The organism is Pasteurella oralis (genome assembly GCF_002850605.1).
Taxonomy (GTDB): domain Bacteria; phylum Pseudomonadota; class Gammaproteobacteria; order Enterobacterales; family Pasteurellaceae; genus Pasteurella; species Pasteurella oralis.
In genome coordinates, this window is the sequence record NZ_NXGB01000005.1 from 107,126 (window position 1) to 127,958 (window position 20,833).

Consider the following 20,833-nt stretch of genomic DNA (forward strand, 5'->3'; position numbering starts at 1 on the left):
CTGCCTATTTTTTATCTGAATAAAACAGTGGACATGCATTTCTAAATATAAAAGCAAAAATAAGCCTATTCTTCAATCAGTGTTTATAGCATGCATTTTATTTTAGCCAGCATGAATGAGTTATTGTTATTTAAAATAAGCGAATTATGTTTCACTATTTGGAAATAGAAACGGGTTTAATCCACTGCGTTGGAAACCTTTTTCTTCCATTTCGACATCCAAAAATAATGTTGCTAAATCATCAGCAACAGCTTCTACTTTGGGGTCGTGCTCTTGATAAAGTGCTTTCAGATAGCTATGACAATCTCCACAGCTTTCGGCTTTTACTGCCGCGACTTCGCTATCTAGTGACCAATAATCAAGTTTACCTGTTTGATCACAGTTAGTACATTTTGCACGTACCATATTCCACTCACTTTCACATAGGGCACAATGTAAATAGCGTAAGCCTTGTTCTGCGCCAAAGTGAATTACACTGGCAACGGGTGCAGATCCGCAAACAGGGCAGACATGTAGATTCTCGTTACTTTCTTTATGGCTAGAATGTGGGATTTGCTGGACCAATTGTAACCAGTAGAGTGAAAGTGCAGCCCAAATAAATACAGCTTTATCGCTGCTCACTCGGCTAAATTCTTGTGCGAGTAAGTGATCTGCTAATTGGTTTAGTTCTGTTGCAGACGCTTTTTCTAACCATTCAATCGTAGTCAGAATATTGTTATTGGCTTTAGGTTTTATCTCATTTAAAAGCGCTGTTAATAATGTTAACCAGACAGGATCTCGCTGCCAACGTTTAAAATGCAGCGGCTGTGTTGCCAATAATTCGGCTGAGATATTGTTTTCACTTAAGCGAGAATCTGGGGTGATTGGATGGTTTTTTAATACGGCGAGCTGTGCTTCAGAAACTAAACTAGCAAAGGTTAAATAGTCAGCTAAGGGATGCGCTTTGGCAAACGTAGTAAAGCGCTCTGCACGGCGTTGGTAGAGATTTTTCGGATTGGCGAATAGCAATGCTGGGGCGCTAAAAGAACTGGCAGCTTGTTTGATTTCTGATTCGGGTAAAATTCTGATACTCATCATTTTTCCTTGTTTAAGTAACAAATAAAGTGCGGTCGCTTTTTAGAAAATTTCTGAAAATTTGACCGCACTTTTATTGAGTTAGCATAGTTTATTTTTGGCTATGTTTCTCTTGTTCTTCTTTTTCTAATTGAGGTAAAACTTCTTCACGATACCAACGCGGGTGGTGTTTTTTCGCCCAGCGTACTGTAACCCAGCCTTCGACCATACCACGGATAGAACCTTTCACCCAGAATGCCATATAAATATGTACCATAATACCAGTGAAAAGTAAGAATGCACTGGTAGAGTGGAATAAGATGGCAATACGAATCACTGGAATAGAGAAATTATGTGAAAAATATTGTCTCCACATAATAATTCCTGTGACAAGTAGAGTTAACATCGCAAGAATCAAGGTCCAGAATAACATTTTCTGACCAAGATTATATTTACCGTTGTCAGAAACAGCATGCTCATTGCCTTTTAGTACTTCATGAATATTTCTTAACCAAACCCAGTCGTTTTTCTCTGGGAAATTATGTCGCCAATAAATACGACATAAGTTAAGAAATGCAATGAACATAATAATTCCTGTAAATGGGTGCACAAAGCGCGCAAGTTGTGGCGTACCAAGAATCTCAGTTAACCACGCAAAATCAGGGAAGAAAAAAGCAAGTCCTGATAACCCAGTGACAAAGAAACAGATCACAAGTAACCAATGGCTTAGACGCGCAGGCAGTTTATGACGCACGATTTTACGATCGTTGCTGATCTTAATCTTACTCATGTTTGCCTCCATTATGTGCTTCGTCTTCATCATGTTCGTCAAATTCTTCTGTATTTGGACCCACTGCGATATAGTGAGCAATTTCGCTTAATACGATACCGCCCATTGCAACTGCCGCTACTGGTTTTAATACATCTTTCCAAAGTTTGACACTCAAGTCGATAGATGGATCTTTTGGTAAGCCAGAATAAAGTTCAGGTTTATCTGCATGATGTAGTACGTACATGACATGCGTACCACCCACACCTTCTGGATCATATAAGCCTGCATTTTCATAGCCGCGCGATTTCAAGTCTGCAATACGTTTTTCTGCGTAGTGCTTCATTTCTTCTTTACTACCAAAACGAATGGCACCCGTTGGACACGTTTTGACACAAGCAGGTTCTTGACCCACAGTCACACGGTCAACACATAAAGTGCATTTGTATACGCGATTATCTTCTGGATTCATGCGTGGTACATTGAATGGACAGCCTGCGATACAGTAACCACAGCCAATACATTTGTCTGATTGGAAATCAACAATACCATTAGCATATTGGATAATTGCGCCTGGCGCAGGACAAGCTTTTAAACAGCCAGGCTCACTACAGTGCATACAACCGTCTTTACGAATTAACCATTCAAGACGATCGTTTTCTTCCACCTCATTGAACTTCATCACAGTCCATGCTTTCGCGTTGAGATCGATTGGATTATCGTATACTCCCACGCATTTTTCTGGCTCGGCACGTAAATCATTCCATTCAGAACAGCCTACTTGACAAGCTTTACAACCAATACAAGTCGTGACGTCAATTAATTTAGCCACTTCAATTTGATGATCACGCGCCTGTGGTGCGGGTGTAAAGTTTGATGTCGCAGAGGCTTTGATTATATTTTGAGATTGTACAACACCCATCTTAAGCCCCCACTTTCTCAATATTAACTAACATACATTTTGACTCAGGTGTTTGCGTATTTGCATCACCAGTACGAACAGTTAAGTTGTTCGCAAAGAAGCCTTTTTTGCCTACACTTGAGAAGCCCCAGTGAATTGGGATACCTACAGTATGAATTGGTTTTCCATCAGACATTAATGTACGGATACGTTTAGTGACAACTGCAACGGCTTTGATATAGCCACGTTTTGAGCTGACTTTCACTGTATCACCATTGCTGATGCCTTTTTCTTTCGCAAGATCTTCACCAATTTCGACGAATTGCTCAGGTTGAGCGATAACGTTTAAAAGTGAGTTCTTCGTCCAGTAATGGAAATGTTCAGTTAAACGATAAGTGGTTCCAACGTAAGGGAAATCAGCTGAAGTACCTAAATCTTCCTTATCTGCTGGTAGAATACGTGCAACTGGACTTGAGACTACATTTGGATGCAGAGGATTAGTGCCAATTGGGCTTTCCATTGGTTCATAGTGCTCAGGGAAAGGACCATCAACCATACGTTCACGCACAAATAAACCACTTACGCCTTCTGGTTGCATAATAAATGGTAATGTCGAGCTATTCGGTGGTGCGGTACCAAAGTCAGCTACATCAATATAGTTCCAGTTTTTGCCATTCCATTTGACTAATGGACGTTTAGGGTTAAATGGATTACCTGCTAAATCAGCACTCGCACGGTTGTAAAGGATACGACGGTTTAATGGCCATGCAAATGCCCAACCTAATGTATTACCTAGGTTAGATGGATCAGAGTTATCACGGTTTGCCATTTGGTTCCCTTTCTCTGTCCATTGACCGGTATAGATCCAGCAGCCACCAGAAGTGCTGCCATCATCACGCATTTGTGCAAAGCTTGAAAGGAGTTGTCCTTTTTTCAAGATGAGATTGCCATTTGCATCAAATAAATTTTCTAATGCATAACCATTATTCTCTTTAGCCACTTCTTCTGCTTTTGGTTCAAGTGGATTTGCATAGTTCCAGCTCATGGCTTCTAATGGCTCAAGTGGTGCTTTTCCACCTTCTGTTTTATACAAATGGATTAACTCTGCACGAATTTCAGATAAAATTTCGCCATCAGTTTTAGCCTCACCCGGTGGTTCTGCACCCTTCCAATGCCATTGCAACCAACGACCAGAGTTTGCAATAGAACCATCTTCTTCCACGAAACAAGTTGTTGGTAAACGGAAGACTTCAGTTTGAATCTCTTCAGTTTTTACATCATTGTATTCACCATGGTTCATCCAAAATTCTGATGTATCAGTAATAAGCGGATCAAAAATCACTAAGTATTTTAATTTGCTTAATGCTTTAATGATCTTGCCTGAATTTGGATAAGAAGCGATAGGGTTGAAACCTTGACAGAAATAACCATTCACACGACCTTGATACATTTCTTCAATGTAACGCATGTGATCCATTCCGCCTTTTGGCAGTTTTGGTAAATAATGGTAACCGAATTCATTTTCTTTAGTGCCTTTATCGGCATAGAACGTTTTTAGCATGCTGACCATGAACTTCGGTGTATTTTTCCAATAGTTCACCTGATCTTTCATCATCGTTTTTGGGGTAATACGATTTAAGAAAGCTTCTAGCGTAGCATCAGTTTCAGTTGGTAATGGAATATAAGCTGGTAGACGATTTGGGAATAAGCCTAAATCTGTAATACCTTGTACGTTTGAGTGACCGCGCAATGCGTTTACACCGCCACCAGAAACACCAATATTACCTAATAGCAATTGGATCATTGCCATAGTACGAATATTTTGTGAACCAACAGTATGTTGAGTCCAGCCTAATGCGTACATAAACGTTGCCGCTTTATCTGGTGCACAAGTTTTCGCAATTTCTTCGCAGAAAATTTGGAAGTCTTTTTGTTTTGTACCTGTAATACGTTCAACCATTTCTGGTGTATAACGGGAAACGTGTTGTTTTAACATGTTGATCACACAGCGTGGATCTTGCATACTCATGTCACGTTTAGGTTCACCATTTTCATCAAACTGGTATGCCCAAGTTGAACGATCATATTTACGGGTTTCTGAATCATAGCCAGAGAATAAGCCATCTTCAAATTTGAAATTCTCATTTACTAAGAATGTCGCATTAGTATAGTGTTTGACATATTCGTGTTGAATTTTGTCATGATTTAATAAGTAACGAATAACACCTGATAAGAAGGCAATATCGGTACCTGGACGTAGTGGCATATAAATATCGGCGACAGCGGCTGTACGGTTAAAACGTGGATCAACCACCATTAACTTCGCGCCGTTTTGTTTTTTCGCTTCAATTGCCCAACGGAATCCCACAGGGTGAGCTTCTGCGGCGTTACCACCCATTACAATAACAAGATCGGCATTTTTTATATCAACCCAGTGATTTGTCATCGCACCGCGACCAAATGATGGAGCAAGACTTGCTACCGTTGGTCCGTGTCAGATACTCGCTTGGTTATCGGTAAAAATCATACCGAGAGAACGTACAAATTTTTGAGTGAGGATACCTGTTTCATTGCTACATGCAGAACCTGCTAAGAAACCTGCTGTCATCCAGCGGTTAACTTCAACGCCTGCTTCATTATGCGTAATAAAGTTTTCGTCGCGGTCAGTTTTGATGTGTCGTGCGATACGTTCGATCGCCTCGTGCCAAGAAATACGTTTCCACTCTTTTGAGCCTGCTTCACGTACTTCTGGATAAAGAACTCGGCGTTCACTGTTTACATAATCCAATGCGCCTGCACCTTTAGGACAGAGTGCACCACGGCTAACTGGATGATCAGGGTCACCTTCAATATGGAATAATTTGCCTTTAGCATTTTTTGAACCGTCGCCTAGGCTATAAAGCAACATACCGCAACCAACGGCACAGTAAGTACAGGTATTACGTGTTTCTTTAGCACGTAATAATTTGTAATTGCGAGGTGCTGCTAATGCTTCTGTCGGTGCAAAGCCCAACATTGCCGCAGATGTACCCGCCATTCCCCCTGCACAGATCTTGAAGAACTTTCTTCTACTGACCTGCATAGATAATACTCCTTAGCGTGACAAAACAAGTTTGTTCGCATGTGATAGTAGTAAATTCGTTAAATAAATCGTTAAATATTTTTGGGCTTGTTTTTCACTTGTTAAAATTGTATTACAATCTTGCCAAGTTTTGAATTGTTGGTATATCTCATACAAGTATGTAAATACCTACAATTTAAGCACCTTTTAGGATACTGATTTTTTAATGGTAAATCTATAACCCATAACCATTAATAAGGAAAAATATTTTGACTTGGATCACAAAAGTAAAAGTTAGTTTTTTTAATAAATTAACAAAAAACCAACAAATAAAAAACAAAACAATAACTTATGCGTTAAAAGAAGAAAATCTTGCTACAGAGACTCCCGTTGCTTTAGTTTATAACGGAATTTCCCATACAGTAATGATGTGTTCACCACAAAATTTGGCTGACTTCGCCTTAGGTTTTTCTTTGGCTGAAGGAATTATTGATAAAGTGAGTGATATTTATGGCATTGATGTTATTAGGGTATGCCATGGGATTGAAGTGCAAATTGAGCTAGCAACCCGTTGTTTTGTGCGTTTAAAAGAGCAACGTCGTACTTTAGCGGGGCGTACTGGTTGTGGGATTTGTGGTACTGAACAATTGCAACAAGTACATAAAAATTTGCCAAAATTAGACCGCACTTTGCAGTTTGATTTAAATAAATTAGAAGATTGCCTTAACCAATTACAACAAGCGCAAGAATTAGGCAAACAAACAGGATCAACTCACGCCGCAGGCTTTTTTGATATTGCAGGTCATTTATTAGCAATTCGTGAAGATGTTGGACGTCATGTGGCTTTAGATAAGTTATTAGGTTGGTATGCTAAACAAGGTAAACCAACAGGTTTTGTTGTCGTGACCAGTCGTGCTAGTTATGAAATGGTACAAAAAACAGCGGTATGTGGTGTTGAGATGTTAATTGCAATTTCAGCGGGTACAGAGTTGGCTGTGAGTATGGCAGAACAATGTGGATTGACATTAGTTGGCTTTGCTCGAGAAGGTCGCGCCACAATATATGCAGGAAAAGAGCGGTTGTTTTTTTAAGAATTTTCTCTATAATTTTACTGTATAAAAAGACAGTTTGATGACATACTCAACATTGGGGCAGCGCATAGTGTCTGCCCTGATTTATTCCATTTAGTTACTGGTATGATGTAAATGGAATAGTAAAATGAAAAATGAAGGTAAAGAGCAGCATGGATATTTCAGAATTATTGGATGGGTTAAACGATAAACAACGTGAAGCAGTGGCTGCACCTTTAGGTAATTACCTCGTTTTAGCTGGGGCAGGTAGTGGAAAAACGCGTGTATTGACTCATCGTATTGCTTGGCTGATTGCAGTCGAAACTATTTCTGAAGGCAGTATTATGGCAGTAACCTTTACCAATAAAGCTGCTGCTGAAATGCGTCAACGTATTGAAAAGACCTTAGCTCAACATGCGGCAAAACGCTTATTTGGTATGTGGGTAGGAACTTTCCATAGTATTGCACATCGTTTACTACGCGCTCACCATCTTGATGCCAACCTTCCACAAGATTTCCAAATTCTCGATTCTGATGATCAACTTCGTTTAGTTAAACGCTTACTTAAATTACACAATTTTGATGAGAAAATTTTTATTCCCAAACAAGTCTGTTGGTATATTAATAATAAGAAAGATGAAGGGTTACGCGCGCATCAAATTGATGATAACAACGATCGCCATGAACGTGAATGGATTAAGATTTATCAAATTTATCAGGATACTTGTGATCGTGCAGGTTTAGTGGATTTTGCAGAGTTGTTGTTACGCGCTTATGAACTGTGGCTGAAAAAGCCCGTTATCCTACAACGCTACCAACAACGTTTCCAGCATATCTTAGTCGACGAGTTTCAAGATACGAATAAAATTCAATATGCTTGGGTCAGATTGTTAGCTGGTGAGCAAGGTAAAGTGATGATTGTGGGGGATGATGATCAATCCATCTATGGTTGGCGTGGTGCAAAAATTGAAAATATTCAACGCTTTTTAGAGGATTTCCCTCAAGCACAAACAATTCGTCTTGAACAAAATTACCGCTCTACGGGTAATATTTTACAAAGCGCTAATCAGCTTATTGCAAATAATAGCAACCGATTAGGTAAGAATTTATGGACAGAAGGAGAGCTGGGCGATCCTGTAGGGATCTATGCTGCATTTAATGAACTGGATGAAGCCTTATTTGTTGCGGCACAAGTGAAACAGTGGTTGGAGCAAGGGGGCAAGTTGAATGACTGTGCGATCTTGTATCGTAGTAATAGCCAATCACGAGTTATCGAAGAAGCGTTGATTCGTGCACAAATCCCGTACCGTATTTATGGCGGAATGCGCTTCTTTGAACGCCAGGAAATTAAAGATGCATTAGCTTATTTACGTTTAATTGCCAATCGTCAGGATGATGCAGCTTTTGAGCGAGTAATCAATACGCCAGCACGTGGGATTGGAGATCGAACCTTGGATATTTTACGTCGCTTAACTCGTGAACGTGCGGTGACGTTATGGCAAGCTACTCACTTAGCGATTGATGAGAACTTACTGACTGGACGAGCAGCTATTGCGTTACAGCGTTTTATCGAGTTAATTAACTCGTTACACCAAGACAGTGCCGAAATGCCATTATTTGCCCAAACTGATTTTGTCATCAAACATTCTGGTTTATATGAAATGTATAAGCAAGAAAAGGGCGAAAAAGGCGAAGTTCGGATTGAAAACTTAGAAGAGTTAGTGACAGCAACCAAAGAGTTTATTAAGCCTGATGAAGCGGAGGAGCTTTCTGATTTAACTGCATTCTTAACACATGCTTCATTAGAAGCGGGTGAAGAACAGGCTTCTCCACATCAAGATTATGTAGAAATGATGACCTTACATTCTGCTAAAGGCTTAGAATTTCCACGTGTGTTTATGGTTGGTGTTGAAGAAGGCTTATTTCCAAGTTTCCGTTCTTTTGAAGAGCCAGGACGCTTAGAAGAAGAACGCCGATTAGCTTATGTAGGAATTACTCGAGCTAAACAAAAGTTAACGATTTGTTATGCGGAAAGTCGTCGTTTATATGCTAAAGAAGAACGTCATTTGCCTTCACGTTTTATCGCTGAATTACCATCAAAATGCATTCAAGAGGTACGTTTACGTGGTACAGTCACGCGCGCGATGAATCAACAAAAAGTGGGATCTGTTGCGCCAACTCTGAACGAGAGTGAATGGAAAATGGGGCAAAAAGTATTACATGCGAAATTTGGACAAGGTACAATCATTAATGTTGAAGGTACTGATAACAACACACGTTTACAAATTGCTTTTCAAAATCAAGGAATTAAATGGCTTATCGCACATTTGGCAAAATTAGAAAAGCTACGTTAATATAGCCCAAACATAGCGTTTAATTTTGTCAGAATAGATTGCACTTTAACTGTTTAAGTGCGGTCTGTTTTTAGAAAATTTGTGCTGAATTGATGTGTTGACTTCGTGTTTTACTCCCAATTCTTACTTAAATAAAAAAAAGAATTAGTATATGATATAGGCTAATTTTGATTCTAATAAAAAACCAACTCTTATGGCAAAAAAGACCTCCCAGATTTCAACTAAACCACTTGAACAAGGCATTGTGCCGCCTCATTCCTTAGAGGCGGAACAGTCTGTTTTAGGGGGCATTCTTATTCATCCTGCACATTGGGATAGCATTAGTGATATGTTAATTCCTGATGATTTTTATTTAGCCGCTCATCGTGTCATTTTTCAAGAGATGGAAAACTTGGTACGCCAAGGTAAACCAATTGATTTAATTAATATTTATGAATTTCTGAAAGAGAAAAATTTAAGTGAAGATGTCGGTGGATTTGCTTATTTAGCTGAGCTTTCGAAAAATACACCAAGTGTTTCTAATATTGTTTCTTATGCAGCGATTGTACGTGATCGTGCGATCTTACGTGATTTAATCAGTGTGAGTAATGATGTGGCACAAAGTTGTTACAGCACTAAAGGTATGGAAGTAAAAGATATTTTAGATGAGGCAGAACGAAAAGTATTTGCGATTTCTGAAAAAAGGACGACTTCAAATGATGGTCCACAAAATATCTGCGCTATTCTTGAAAAGACTATTGATCGTATTGAGTTATTAAGTAAAGCGGAAGGGCATAACGGTATCACTGGGGTCAGTACGGGCTTTGATGCGCTTGATAAAAAAACAGCGGGCTTACAGCCTTCAGATTTGATTATTGTTGCCGCGCGTCCATCAATGGGGAAAACCACTTTTGCGATGAACCTGTGTGAAAATGCGGCATTGAAAAGTGAGAAACCTGTGCTTGTATTCAGTTTAGAGATGCCAGCAGAACAGATTATGATGCGTTCATTAGCTTCTTTATCGCGTGTGGATCAAACAAAAATTCGTACTGGGCAGGGGTTAGATCAAAGCGACTGGTCAAAAATTGGTAGTACAATGGGACTTTTTGCAAATAAACCAAATTTATATATTGATGATTCTTCTGGTTTAACACCGACAGAATTGCGTTCAAGAGCAAGACGCGTATATCGGGAAAATGGTGGGTTAAGCCTAATTATGGTGGACTATTTACAATTAATGCGTGCGCCAGGGTTTGCCGATAACCGTACTTTAGAAATTGCAGAAATTTCTCGTTCTTTAAAAGCACTGGCAAAAGAATTGGAAGTGCCGGTCATTGCATTGTCACAGCTTAACCGTACGTTAGAAAATCGCGCAGATAAACGTCCTGTCAATTCAGATTTACGTGAGTCTGGCTCTATTGAGCAAGATGCTGACTTGATCATGTTTATTTATCGTGATGAAGTGTATAACGAAAACTCCGAAGATAAAGGGGTCGCAGAGATTATTATTGGTAAACAGCGTAACGGTCCAATTGGACGTGTCAGACTTGCCTTTAGAGGACAATATTCTCGCTTTGATAATTTAGCTGAACAACGAGATATGAGAGACGATTATTAATGAATATGAAACCTGCAACAGCCAAAATTAGTTCTGTTGCGCTAAAACATAATATCCAAACTATTAAGCAGAAAGCACCAAACAGTAAAATTATTGCAGTCGTCAAAGCAAATGCTTATGGGCACGGAGTCGTGTTTGTATCATCCGCCGTAGAAGACATGGTTGATTGCTTTGGTGTTGCTCGTTTAGAAGAAGCCTTAAGTTTACGCTCAAATGGGATTACGAAACCTATTTTGTTACTTGAAGGCTTTTTTTGTGATAAAGATTTGCCTGTTATTGCGATCAATAATATTCAAACCGTTGTACATAATGTGGAGCAATTACGGGCATTGCAAGCAGCAAAAGTGCCAACACCAATTAAAGTTTGGCTTAAAATTGATACGGGCATGCACCGTTTAGGCGTAGATTTAGATCAAGTTGATGACTTTTATCACACACTTAAAAGCTCACCTAATGTCGATCCTGATATTTGTTTTATTAGCCATTTTAGTCGTGCAGATGAGCTAGACTGTGATTATACGTCGATGCAATTAAGTCGTTTCTTGCATTGTACAAAAGATAAAAATGGACAGCGCAGTATTGCTGCTTCAGGCGGCATTTTGTTTTGGTCAGAATCGCATTTAGATTGGATTCGACCAGGCATTATTATGTATGGCATTTCACCAGTCAACATCCCTGCACAAGAATATGATCTTACACCAGTTATGATGTTAACCTCCTCGTTAATTGCTATTAAAAATCATAAAGAAGGTGAACCTGTTGGTTATGGTGGAGTATGGGTGAGCGATAAAGAAACTAAAATTGGTGTGGTCGCGATTGGTTATGGTGATGGCTATCCTCGAGATGTGCCGACAGGAACGCCTGTGTATTTAAATGGTCGCCGTGTACCAATAGTAGGTAAGGTATCTATGGATATGCTGACGGTAGATTTAGGTCAAGAAAGCCAAGATAGTGTTGGTGATGAAGTAATTTTATGGGGTAAAGAGCTTCCCATTGAAGAAATTGCCAAAATTAGTGGCGTAATCAGCTATGAACTTATTACAAAGTTAACGCCACGTGTATTAACAGAATATGTGGATTAATAGTAGATAAAGAAAGTGCGGTCAGTTTTACCGCATTTTTTAGTATAATCAATGTTGTTCAACGCATTGATTATCATAACTCAATTAAAATTAGAATGTTTAAAAAAGCATTCTAAAATTTTTTTGATAACATGAAATGTTTAAAGAAGGCAAAGTTTTACTTCATATATTGTTAAGGAGAAAAAATGAATCTATCCCAACAGAAACGAGAGAAAATGCTCGCTTTTTTGGCAGAGTTAAAAGCAGCACACAATGATGATGTTCACCTTCAAGCATTTAATGAAATTGAAAATGCTTTAGTTAGCAAGAAATATGGTTTAGTTTGGGAAGAACATAGTGAAAATGTTGAGGAAATGCTCAAAAAGCATATTCCAGTATTGACAGAGTTAAAAGACCGCCAGATAATCGCTGGCGAACAGCGAGCGAACAGCGAGCGAACAGCGAGCGAACAGCGAGCGAACAGCGAGCGAACAGCGAGCGAACAGCGAGCGAACAGTAGGTGAGCAGTCTATTAATTTTTTAATCGAAGGCGATAATCTCCATTCTCTTAAACTTCTCGAAAAAACACACCGTAGCCAGATCGATCTGATCTATATTGATCCACCTTATAATACAGGTAATAAAGACTTTATTTACGATGATCATATTGTAGATAAAACCGACGGTTATTCCCACTCTAAATGGCTCTCTTTTATGAACAAGCGGTTAGCCGTAGCAAAAAATTTATTAAGCCCACAGGGCGTGATTTTTATTTCTATTGATGATAATGAGCAGGCTCAATTGAAGTTATTATGTGATGAGATTTTTGGTGAGCAAAATTTTCTTGCTCAAATTGTATGGGAAAGAGCATATTCACCAGTTAACTTAAAGAAACATTTTTCTGAAAGCCACGATTTCATTTTAGTTTATGCAAAAAATAAAGAATTAACGATAAGTAATAAATTAAAACGTTCAGAGGAAGCTAATAATCGTTATAAAAATCCAGATAATGATCCTAGAGGAGTTTGGAAAACAAGTGATTTATCTGTTGGACCAGCTGTTGAAAGTAATATTTACCCTATTACAACACCCACAGGAAAAATTGTGTATCCACCGCAAGGTAGAAGCTGGGTTTATTCTCAAGAAAGGTTTTATGAAATGTTAGAGGATAAAAGAATTTGGTTTGGTTCAAAAAATAACAGTATTCCTCAAACAAAGCGTTTTTTATCAGAAGTAAATCAATCGGTTGTGCCAATGACAATTTGGAAATACAGTGAAGTTGATCATTCTCAAACAGCAACAAAAGAATTAAAAGAGATTTTTGGTGGTCAGGCTTTATTTACTTATCCAAAACCAGTGAAATTAATTAAACAGTGTATTTCACTTTATTCACAATCTAATTCTATCATCCTCGACTTCTTCGCTGGTTCTGGTACTACTGGTCACGCTGTAGCTCAACTGAATAAAGAAGATGGTGGTAATCGTACTTATATTCTGTGTACCAATAATGAAAATAATATTTGCGAAGAAGTGACTTATCAGCGCCTTAAAAATATTCAAACGGATTTGCCACATAATTTGAAGTATTTAAAAACCGATTTTATTCAAAAATTTGCTGAAAACGACCGCACTTTACGTAATCAATTACTGCCTTATATTCGTCCCTTAATTGAATTAGATTTTGGTTGTGAAATTGATCATCAAACAGTGTTTTTACTTGAGAATGAAGAACAATTAGCTGAAATCTTAACAGAAAACATCACGGAAAAATCCACACTATTTATTACGTCAGATATCTTATTTTCAAGGCGCCAAAATGCGTTGGTAGCTGCAAAAAAAATTCGTGTGATTGAAATTCCAGAATATTATTTTCGCCAAGAATTAGTTGAAATGGGGGAACTATAAATGATCGGTTTAAAATTAAAAGATTTTCAACAACAAGCAGTGGATTTTTTAATGAGTTCTTCCAATAAAAAAGCACAAATTGTGATGAAAAGTCCGACTGGCAGTGGTAAAACTATTATTTTAATTCGATTTATTGAAACCTTTTGGATGGATTATCCCAATGCAATTTTTTGCTGGTTTACGGTAGGCAAAGGTGATTTAGAACAGCAATCAAAAGAGAGAATGGAACGTTTTTCACCAACTTCAAGAACAGCAACTTTATCGGATATTCTCAATGGTGGTTTTGAGCAAGGCACGAGTTATTTTATCAACTGGGAAACTATCACTAAAAAAGGTAATATCGCATTGAAAGAGAGTGAGCGAAAAAATCTCAAGCAACATATTGCGGATGCTCATCGTGCTAATAAAAAGTTTATTGTGATTATTGATGAAGAACACCAAAACGATACAGCGAAAGCAAGAGATATTATTGATACACTCAATGCAGATATGGAAATTCGTGTGTCAGCTACGCCACAACCTAATCCACAGGCGACTTTTTACGAAATCAAGGAAGTGGATGTGATCAACGAAGGTTTGATTACCAGAGCAATGTATATCAATAAGGATCTTAATACTGAGCAAATGGAAAACATTCAAAATGAAACCGCTCTTTTGCTGCAAAAAGCCGATAGCATCCGCCAACAAATTGCTGCGGCTTATTTGCAAGAGAATGAAGCAATTCGACCACTTGTGTTGGTACAATTCCCAAACATGAATGATGAGCTGATTGATTTTGTGGAAACGAAATTAGCGGAAATGGGGTACTCTTATGAAAATAAAATGGTGGCGAAGTGGTTAAGTCCAGAAAACAGTCAAGATAAGAAATCACACAAGATTGGCAAAATTAATATTGGTGAAATCGACCAGCCTGACAGCATTACACATCATAATGCGGAGCCAGTCTTTTTACTGTTTAAGCAAGCATTGGCGACAGGTTGGGATTGCCCAAGAGCTAAGGTATTAGTGAAACTACGGGAAAATATGTCCGAAAGTTTTGAAATTCAAACGCTTGGACGACTTCGCCGAATGCCAATGGCAAGACATTATGGTAAAGATATTTTGGACTGTTCCTATCTTTATACTTTTGATGAGAAATATAAAGAAGCAGCAAGAAAGAGTGGCGGTAATGAGTATTTACGCCTCTTTTTAAAAGATGAACCGAAGCGCGTCGAGTTGAAAAAGGAACTGCGCAATAAGGATGCAGATTTTGAAAATGATGTGGAAGTGCGGTCGAGATTGTACGAGTTTTTCAAGACAGAATTTAAACTCACTTCCAATGTAGTAGAAAATCAACGTTGTTTAGAAAATGCGGGTTTTGTGTTTGGCGAACATTTATATCGTCAATATTTGACAGGGCGTTATCGAACATTGCACCAAATTAAGGAAGAACCAAATCAATATCATGCTCTACATTATCTGGTGAATACACACGAACATGGCATTGATTTACGTCAGCATATTGATAGTCTGAAAAAACATTTGGGGTTGAGCTATGAACGTACGCGCCAGATGTTACAGTTTCTATTTTTGGCAGATTTTGGTTTGTCGAAATACAAATTGCTTAAATTAAATTTGAAGGGCTTTTATGCTTTTGTGATCAATAATATCGATAAATTTAACATATTGTTTATACAATTTGCTTCAGCGAAGCAACAGCATTCACTGGATTTTGGCACAAATCCACTAAGAGAAGATGTGTTTAAGATACCTTTACAGGCGCTTTATCCCTACGATCCAACCAGTGTAGCAACTATTTTTGAACGCAATGCATATAAAAATTACTCAAGTCAAATTACTGCTGGTACCTACCGTTCTATTTGTGAACGTTTGTTTGAGAAATATTGTGAATGTAACCCTAATGTGGCGTTTGTGTATAAAAATGGTGATACAGGGCAGGATTATCTTTCTATCGTGTATTACACAGGCGTGGATAAGCAGCGGTTATTCTATCCTGACTACATTGTGAAGACTACCAGTGGTGAGATTTGGTTAATCGAAACCAAAGGAGGCGAAGATGCAACAGGGCGGGATAAAAACATTGATCCTTTTGCAGCATTAAAATTTAATGCATTAAAAGCTTTCGCAAAAAAACATGGTTATCAATTTGGTTTTGTGCGAGATAAGGATTTAGATCTTTACTTAAATAATCAGGAGTATGTGGATGACATGGCTCATCCAAACTGGGTACAACTCACATTGTAGATTTTTTAGATGTGAGATAGGCACTGACTTCTTGCTTCTCGAAGACTCTATGATATTTAGTCATAAAAAATCTGCTCTTTAATCTGGGGGATTGTGCCCCTCCTTTTTACTGACTAGATTGTTTTTGTTAATTTTTTGTTATTAACGCCCTAAATAGTCATCCCAATCTTTCCAAACTGGTTGTAATCCACGTTGGATTAAGGCTTGCGCTACTTCAGATACTGAACGCTCATCATAAGGTGAAAATTGATCTAATTCAGTATTGCGATTAGCATAACCACCGGGCTGCGTTTAGAACCAGCACTTATCGTATTAATTGCAATAGGAACAACATTATCACGGAAATAAGGTGACTCTCTGGTCGATAGGGAAAGTTCTATCTCTGGCATAAACAAGCGGAATGCACAAATAGCTTGGAGTAATTGCTTGTCACTTATTTCTACAGTAGGTTGCATGCCGCCTGCACAAGGGCGTAATCGTGGAAATGATATGGAATAACGGTTTTTCCAATAACGTTGTTGTAGATAATTTAAATGCTCAGCAACAAAATATAAATCAGTAATCATTGGTTCTAATTCAGGGTGATTGATGTTACAAGGAATAATGGCACGACCTGCGGCGACTTCTTGGCGTACGAATTCAGGTGTAATATGGGGAGGAATTTGAGCACCAAAATTCTGTCCTTGATGTTGTTGTAATAGTATTCCGCTTTTAATTCTGTCTCGTCCCATATTTTCACGAAGCGCGATAAATTCCATTTCTGGCGTAATAATGCCTTGACGTGCATAGTGTAATTGCGTTACTCGTTTTCCTATTTTGCCTTGTTTGACTTGACATTTAAGCTGAAAACGCAATTCATCTAATGTGTTATCTTGCAAGCGTTGATTAGCATATTCTGAGCTTAATCCTGTGAGGTATTCAGTGTCACTACGTTCTAAGATCCAAGCATCACGATAAGCAGGGATACCTTTAGTAACATCAATGTGTTGATTTTCATCGCCATAAATGCCCGACGTGTCATAAATAGGAATGGACTCATTAGCTTCATATTGCGGGTTATCTTTATCACCACCAACTAATGTCGGACTTAAATGAATTTCACGCATAGGTACTTGGATATCAGCTCGTGAGCCTTGCAGGTAAATGCGCGAAGAGCTGGGATGCTGATAACCTTTTAATGTTTGAATGAAACTTTGGGCTGAAGCACGTTTTTCACGGCGAGTTGTAAGTTTTGACATAAGCAAATATACCTTTTTAATGTGTAATAAAGTAAATTGCTTGTTGAAGTGAGGGAGGGGTGAACTCATCGCTTCAGTTAAATAAGGTTTCCCTTATCACTAAAGAGCGGTCTAATTTTGATGAATTTTAACTTGTTCCCTACGCAGGTATTAACCTAACAGGTTCGACGGATCCCAATATGGTCTCAGCTCGAAAGCACTCCGACAAGTGGACAAGAGTATAAAAGTAAAGAAACAAAAAAAAACAAGAAAGAAACTGAGAAATGTGAGCTATATCACAAAATAGTTGTGACTTTGGAGAGAAATAAGACAATTAATTGATTTATAAAACTTAACTTTGCTTTTACTCAACCTTTGCCTCTTAACCAAAAAACTAATTTAGTATATTATTTCATTCATTTGATATGACATAAAAAAGGAAAAGCTATGAAAAACATTAACCCAACATCTACTGCTGCATGGAAAGCCTTAGAACAGCATAACCAACAACAAAGTGCGGTGACAATTCAGCAACTTTTTGCTCAAGAAAAAGATCGTTTTGCAGATTATTCATTGATGTTTAATAACGAGATTTTGGTGGATTTTTCGAAAAATAATGTGACTAAAGAAACATTAGCGTTGTTACGTCAATTAGCAAATGAATGTGCATTATCTGATGCTATTGAAGCAATGTTTACAGGTGAAAAAATCAATAGAACCGAAGATCGTGCTGTCTTACATACGGCATTACGTAATCGAGCAAATACAGCAGTGTTAGTTGATGGGCAGGATGTGATGCCAGAGGTAAATGCGGTATTAGCAAAAATGAAAGCGTTTTGTCAACGTGTCATTTCAGGTGAATGGAAAGGTTATACAGGTAAAGCAATTACTGATGTGATTAATATTGGTATTGGTGGTTCAGACTTAGGGCCTTATATGGTTACTGAAGCACTACGTCCTTATAAAAATCATTTGAATTTACATTTTGTATCGAATGTTGATGGAACACATATCGCAGAAGTGTTGAAGAAAGTGAATCCAGAAACGACCTTGTTTTTAGTGGCTTCGAAAACTTTTACCACTCAAGAAACTATGACAAATGCGCTTTCTGCATGTGATTGGTTCTTAGCAAGTGCTAAAGAACAGCAGCATGTGGCGAAACACTTTGCTGCCCTTTCAACCAATGCTAAAGCTGTAGCTGAATTTGGTATTGATACTCATAATATGTTTGAATTCTGGGATTGGGTTGGTGGTCGTTATTCATTATGGTCAGCGATTGGATTATCTATTGCATTATCAATTGGTTTTGAGCATTTTGAAGCTCTTTTAGCAGGGGCGCACGCGATGGATCAACATTTCCGTACCGCGCCAATCGAACAAAATATTCCAACTACTTTAGCGCTCGTTGGCTTATGGAATACGAATTTTTTAGGGGCGCAAACAGAAGCTATCTTACCTTATGATCAATACTTACATCGTTTTGCGGCGTATTTCCAACAAGGTAATATGGAATCAAATGGAAAATACATTGATCGTGATGGGAAGGAGATTAATAATTATCAAACGGGACCAATCATTTGGGGGGAACCTGGTACTAATGGTCAGCATGCTTTCTATCAACTTATCCATCAAGGCACGACTCTAATCCCTTGTGACTTTATTGCGCCAGCGCAAACACACAATCCACTTGCTGATCATCATGAGAAATTATTATCAAATTTCTTTGCGCAAACTGAAGCTCTGGCTTTTGGTAAAAGTAAGCAAGAGGTTGAAGCTGAATTTATCAATGCAGGTAAGTCACTAGATGAAGTGAAAGACATTGTGCCATTCAAAGTCTTTACGGGTAATAAACCAACTAACTCTATTTTAGTACAAAAAATGACACCATTTAGCTTAGGCGCATTAATTGCAATGTATGAGCATAAAATTTTTGTACAAGGTGTGATTTTTAATATTTATAGCTTCGATCAATGGGGAGTTGAATTAGGCAAACAATTGGCAAATCGCATTTTGCCAGAATTAGCTAATGATGACAAAATTGAAAGCCATGATAGTTCGACTAATGGGTTGATCAATCAATATAAATCTTGGCGTTAAGTTAAATAACGATAAGATTTAATAGCAGATCTGCACTTTAAGATGGGATTGATTATCCAATTGAAGTGCAGATTTTTTTATTACTGAAGGGAGAATAATTTCTTTTTATAGATTAAAATAAACACAAATTGGTATTTATTTTAATACCATCATTAAAAATAAATTAAGGGAGTGATCATTTTTAATTAACCCGATTTTATTCGTAGATAAAAAACATTTTAATAATAGCTTATTTTTATATGGCTGAATAAAATTTAAACTAAGCAATAAATGAAATATAAAAATTAAACTAATATCAATTATTTTTTGAGCAATTAAATTAAATGATGACCTATAAACACAACTCGACCAATAATTTCAACATTTTTATCTTTTCCCATATCTAATTCAATCGGTGGATAAATCAGCTGATTATCACTAATTAATCGAATACCATTTGGTAGCCCTTGAATTCTTTTTATCCATAGCTGTTTGCCGAAACGCATAAGATAAATTTCACCATCTTTAGGTGTTATTACCGCGCGATTAATTAGCAGAAGATCACCGCTGTGAATCGTCGGCTGCATACTATCTCCAGAAGCAACGATAAAAGCAAGTTTATTAGGAACTATTCCTCTTAAACTTAACCATTGGGCACTTAATCCAATGTAATCATCAGGTGGTATGTTAAAATGATTGAGGGTAATATCTTGATAAACGGGAATTTGTACCTGATCTTCGCTATTTCCTGCTTTACTGACTTGTAGTTGCGTTGAATAATGATGGGTTCGTTCATCGATATTTTTACTAAAAGAAGAGTTACTCACAGGATTATTTTCATCATATAATCCAAGTTGTTTTTGTACAGCAACTGGAAATGAAGAGTAATGATATTCAAATGTTCTTCCTTTAACTCCTTCTCTTTGGCGCTTTATCCATCCCTCACGAGCTGCTTTTTTCACAATACCTTTATCTGATGAAGGTAAATACAATCCTTTTCCCATAAGCTCTTTAATTGAAAACCACTCTTGATAGTTCTGCATAAAAACCTTTTTAGGAACTCTACTGATGTTGACTTTGTGAGAATTTAACCTATTGATCTGTTTGAAATTAAATCAAGAAGATAAATTTTTTGAAAAAGAACTATTGAGTTCCTTTGAAAATGGTTGTATAGTTCTTATCAGTTACTCACATGTGTGCTGAAGCATGTATTAATTTAAGTCATAAGGATATCACATAATGAAAAAGAGTAAAAAGAATATGCATCGCGCATATATTATTGCTGCAATTAAGGAAAAAGGCAGTTCGCTTGCTCAACTTTCTGTTCAAGCTGGTTTACATCCCAGAACGCTTAATAATGCATTAGATCGAAAATACCCTAAAGGTGAAAAAATAATCGCTGATTTTATTGGTATTCCAGTACAAGAAATATGGCCAGAACGTTATTAGATTATAATTATAACAAGTTTTGTATGTAAATTCGTCTTTTGAATATTTTTTAAATTAAATGTTATATTTAATTTTG

Annotated in this window: 15 protein-coding genes and 1 riboswitch; of the genes, 9 read left to right on the top strand and 6 right to left on the bottom strand. The window is 37.6% G+C overall.

Features of this window, described 5'->3' with window-relative positions; genetic code table 11:
* Nucleotides 1-144: 144 nt before the first annotated feature.
* From fdhE to fdnG, 4 genes are all read right to left on the bottom strand, one after another.
* A complete protein-coding gene (fdhE, locus tag C0975_RS07805; protein ID WP_101775835.1) occupies nucleotides 145-1,074 on the bottom strand; it encodes a formate dehydrogenase accessory protein FdhE in 930 nt (309 codons plus the stop codon).
* Between the two features lie 91 nt (nucleotides 1,075-1,165).
* Nucleotides 1,166-1,843, bottom strand: coding sequence for a formate dehydrogenase subunit gamma (locus tag C0975_RS07810; protein ID WP_101775836.1), 678 nt, complete (start codon nucleotides 1,841-1,843; stop codon nucleotides 1,166-1,168).
* Nucleotides 1,836-2,744, bottom strand: a complete 909-nt coding sequence (gene fdxH / locus C0975_RS07815) for a formate dehydrogenase subunit beta (RefSeq protein WP_101775837.1) — start codon at nucleotides 2,742-2,744, stop codon at nucleotides 1,836-1,838. The genes C0975_RS07810 and fdxH overlap by 8 nt, the downstream gene beginning before the upstream one ends.
* A gap of 1 nt (nucleotide 2,745) precedes the next feature.
* A complete protein-coding gene (gene fdnG / locus C0975_RS07820) occupies nucleotides 2,746-5,805 on the bottom strand; it encodes a formate dehydrogenase-N subunit alpha (protein WP_143485128.1) in 3,060 nt (1,019 codons plus the stop codon).
* Nucleotides 5,806-6,053: 248 nt separating this feature from the next.
* On the opposite strand from fdnG, the gene fdhD reads away from it, so the two are divergent.
* The 7 genes from fdhD (at nucleotide 6,054) to C0975_RS07855 (ending at nucleotide 16,015) form a co-directional block, all read left to right on the top strand.
* Nucleotides 6,054-6,875: a formate dehydrogenase accessory sulfurtransferase FdhD gene (fdhD, locus tag C0975_RS07830; RefSeq protein ID WP_101775840.1), complete on the top strand. Its 822-nt coding sequence runs from the start codon at nucleotides 6,054-6,056 to the stop codon at nucleotides 6,873-6,875.
* Nucleotides 6,876-7,027: 152 nt separating this feature from the next.
* Nucleotides 7,028-9,208 (top strand): DNA helicase II, encoded by a 2,181-nt coding sequence (gene uvrD / locus C0975_RS07835; RefSeq protein ID WP_101775841.1) that lies wholly within the window; start codon nucleotides 7,028-7,030, stop codon nucleotides 9,206-9,208.
* Nucleotides 9,209-9,401: 193 nt separating this feature from the next.
* Nucleotides 9,402-10,805 carry a replicative DNA helicase gene (locus C0975_RS07840; RefSeq protein WP_101775842.1) on the top strand — a complete coding sequence of 468 codons (1,404 nt, stop codon included), beginning with the start codon at nucleotides 9,402-9,404 and terminating at the stop codon, nucleotides 10,803-10,805.
* 5 nt (nucleotides 10,806-10,810) lie between these two features.
* Nucleotides 10,811-11,887, top strand: coding sequence for an alanine racemase (gene alr / locus C0975_RS07845; protein WP_174674050.1), 1,077 nt, complete (start codon nucleotides 10,811-10,813; stop codon nucleotides 11,885-11,887).
* A 185-nt stretch (nucleotides 11,888-12,072) separates the two neighbouring features.
* On the top strand, nucleotides 12,073-12,390 hold the full coding sequence (locus C0975_RS11615; RefSeq protein WP_245853329.1) for a methyltransferase: 318 nt from the start codon (nucleotides 12,073-12,075) through the stop codon (nucleotides 12,388-12,390).
* 19 nt (nucleotides 12,391-12,409) lie between these two features.
* Complete coding sequence (locus C0975_RS07850; RefSeq protein ID WP_245853335.1) at nucleotides 12,410-13,771, top strand: site-specific DNA-methyltransferase; 1,362 nt, start codon at nucleotides 12,410-12,412, stop codon at nucleotides 13,769-13,771.
* Nucleotides 13,772-16,015 (top strand): DEAD/DEAH box helicase family protein, encoded by a 2,244-nt coding sequence (locus tag C0975_RS07855; protein ID WP_101775844.1) that lies wholly within the window; start codon nucleotides 13,772-13,774, stop codon nucleotides 16,013-16,015.
* A gap of 251 nt (nucleotides 16,016-16,266) precedes the next feature.
* On the opposite strand, the gene C0975_RS11620 is transcribed toward C0975_RS07855, so the two are convergent.
* Entirely contained in the window at nucleotides 16,267-17,253 is a 987-nt protein-coding gene (locus tag C0975_RS11620) for a phosphomethylpyrimidine synthase ThiC (RefSeq protein ID WP_245853331.1), read from the bottom strand.
* Between the two features lie 119 nt (nucleotides 17,254-17,372).
* Nucleotides 17,373-17,467, bottom strand: a riboswitch (TPP riboswitch).
* 212 nt (nucleotides 17,468-17,679) lie between these two features.
* On the opposite strand from C0975_RS11620, the gene pgi reads away from it, so the two are divergent.
* Entirely contained in the window at nucleotides 17,680-19,329 is a 1,650-nt protein-coding gene (pgi, locus tag C0975_RS07865) for a glucose-6-phosphate isomerase (RefSeq protein WP_101775845.1), read from the top strand.
* Nucleotides 19,330-19,643: 314 nt separating this feature from the next.
* Here pgi and C0975_RS07870 read toward each other — a convergent pair whose 3' ends face one another.
* Complete coding sequence (locus tag C0975_RS07870) at nucleotides 19,644-20,351, bottom strand: helix-turn-helix domain-containing protein (RefSeq protein ID WP_101775846.1); 708 nt, start codon at nucleotides 20,349-20,351, stop codon at nucleotides 19,644-19,646.
* 196 nt (nucleotides 20,352-20,547) lie between these two features.
* On the opposite strand from C0975_RS07870, the gene C0975_RS07875 reads away from it, so the two are divergent.
* Nucleotides 20,548-20,757, top strand: coding sequence for a helix-turn-helix domain-containing protein (locus tag C0975_RS07875; RefSeq protein WP_101775847.1), 210 nt, complete (start codon nucleotides 20,548-20,550; stop codon nucleotides 20,755-20,757).
* Nucleotides 20,758-20,833 lie beyond the last annotated feature (76 nt).